Source organism: Paenibacillus sp., from assembly GCF_035645235.1.
In the GTDB taxonomy this organism is placed as follows: Bacteria; Bacillota; Bacilli; order Paenibacillales; family YIM-B00363; genus Paenibacillus_AE.
Genome location: NZ_DASQMZ010000161.1, coordinates 1 through 2,255, shown reverse-complemented (window position 1 = coordinate 2,255; position 2,255 = coordinate 1). Strand labels below are relative to the sequence as shown.

At 67.2% G+C, this 2,255-nt stretch carries 3 protein-coding genes and 1 pseudogene; all 4 read left to right on the top strand.

Annotated features, from left to right (window positions below; genetic code table 11):
• Positions 1-277 (top strand): annotated as a pseudogene (locus VEZ38_RS15905) (sugar transporter); the annotation flags it as partial.
• Between the two features lie 4 nt (positions 278-281).
• A complete protein-coding gene (locus VEZ38_RS15900) occupies positions 282-719 on the top strand; it encodes a PTS sugar transporter subunit IIA (RefSeq protein ID WP_324895130.1) in 438 nt (145 codons plus the stop codon).
• A complete protein-coding gene (locus VEZ38_RS15895) occupies positions 716-1,915 on the top strand; it encodes a mannitol-1-phosphate 5-dehydrogenase (RefSeq protein ID WP_324895128.1) in 1,200 nt (399 codons plus the stop codon). The genes VEZ38_RS15900 and VEZ38_RS15895 overlap by 4 nt, the downstream gene beginning before the upstream one ends.
• A partial coding sequence (locus VEZ38_RS15890; RefSeq protein ID WP_324895126.1) for a phosphoenolpyruvate-utilizing N-terminal domain-containing protein occupies positions 1,912-2,255 on the top strand: 344 nt, incomplete at its 3' end. The genes VEZ38_RS15895 and VEZ38_RS15890, both read left to right, overlap by 4 nt.

Here is a 2,255-nt window from a genome sequence, read left to right as displayed (position 1 = left end):
CAGCGAAGCGGTCGCGGAACCGTCGGTCGCGCTGTTCCGGCTCGACGAGCCGGCGCCGACGCTGGACGGCGACCGCAGCTTCGAGCGTTTCGTGCTGATGCTTGCGCCGAAACGGCTGCCGAAGCGCGAGCTCGAGCTGCTGAGCGAGATCAGCGCCATGCTGCTGCAGCAACACTTTATCGAGACGTTGGAATCCGACGACGCAAGCCGGATCGTGCAATACATGTCTAATCAATTAGAAGCCTATATAAAGAATCATATCGAATGGAGTGTTTGAGATCATGTCTATCCTTTCCGTAGAAAAAGTGAAACTGAACGCGCGCGCCAAGGACAAAACCGAGGCGATCCGCATGGCCGGCCGCCTGCTGGTCGACGCGGGTCACGTGCCGCCGGAATACGTCGACAAGATGCTGGAGCGCGAAGCGCTGTCCTCGACGTACATGGGCGGCAGCCTCGCCATCCCGCACGGCACGAACGAGGCGAAGCCGCTCGTTCGCTCGACGGGCATGTCCATTCTTGTGTTTCCGGACGGCGTGCCGTTCGGCGACGGGGAGACGGCGAAGCTCGTCGTCGGCATCGCGGCCGTCGGCGACGATCACCTCGACATCTTGACGAACGTCGCGATGATTTGCTCCGACGAGGACAGCTTCGAAGCGATTCTCGCCGCCGACTCGCCGGAAGCGCTCATCCGCATCTTCGAAGGCGGGATGCAGCCGTGATCGCCGTTCATTTCGGCGCAGGCAACATCGGCCGCGGCTTCATCGGGCTCATGCTGTCGAAAGCCGGCTACCGCGTCGTGTTCGTCGACGTCAACGAGACGCTGGTAAGCCTGCTGCATTCGCGTGGGAGCTACGACGTCGAGCTCGCCGACGGCCGCGGCGCAACGATTCGCGTCGAGGGCGTGGACGCGATCGACGGCAGGCGGATCGACGACGTCGCGGCGGCGATCGCGCAGGCGGCGGTCGTGACGACGGCGGTCGGGCCGAACGCGCTGAAGCATATCGCGGAGCCGATCGCGCGCGGCATCGAGCGCCGGCTCGCGTCCGGCGGCGGCGAACCGTCCTCGCCCCCCGCCCCGCTGCACGTCATCGCCTGCGAGAACGCGATCGGCGCCAGCGCCCAGCTGAAGGAGCACGTGCTCGCGCAGCTGGCGGGCGAGGCGCGCGCGGCGCTGGAAGGCCGCGTCGCGTTCCCGAACGCGGCCGTCGACCGCATCGTGCCGCTGCAGAAGCACGACGATCCGCTGCGCGTCACCGTCGAGCCGTTCGCCGAGTGGGTGATCGACCGCTCCGCCATGCTGCCGGGCGGTCCGGACGACATCCCCAGCGTCCATTACGTCGACGACCTGCAGCCGTATATCGAGCGCAAGCTGTTCACCGTCAACACGGGACATTGCTGCGCGGCGTACCACGGGTATTTGCGCGGTCACGAGACGATTCAGTCCGCCATGGCCGACGAAGACGTGCGGCGCGAGGTCGCGCTCGTCCTAGAGGAAACCGGAAACATGCTCGTGCGGCAATACCGCTTCGACGAAGCGGAGCATCGCCGATACCGCGAGACGATGTTGGAGCGTTTCGCCAATCCGCATCTGACCGACGAAGTCGCCCGCGTCGGCCGTTCGCCGATCCGCAAGCTGTCGCCGAACGATCGGCTCGTGCGGCCCGCGACGCTCGCGCTCGCGCTCGGTCTTCCGACGTCGGGCCTCGCGGCGGCGATGGCCGCCGCGCTGCGCTTCGACGCCGGGGACGACCCCGAAGCCGCCGAGCTGCGAGCGTCGCTCCGCGACATGGGCGTCCACGCGACGCTGGAGAAATATACCGGCCTCCCCAAGGGGCATCCGGTCCATGACCAAGCCGCCGCCGCTTACGAGCGGCAGGCATCGATATTCGAACCGAGAGGAGCGAACCGTTCATGACGACACCGATCCCGATTTCCGGCGTCGCCGCCTCCCCCGGCATCGTCATTGCCAAGGCGTTCGTCGCCGAGGCCGACGACTACGTGCCGGTTCGCGCGAGCGCGGCGAACCCCGCCGCCGAGGAGGCGCGCCTGGACGCCGCCGTCGCCGCGGCGCGCGGCGAGCTGGAGCGCATCCGCGACGATGCGGCGGCGCGCCTCGGTCCGGACAAAGCCGAAATTTTCGAAGGACATTTGCTCCTCCTGGAGGATCCGGACCTGCTGGACGGCATCCGCGAGAAGCTCGCGGCCGACGGCGTCACCGCGGAATACGCCTTGCACGAGACGGCGCAGGGCTTCGT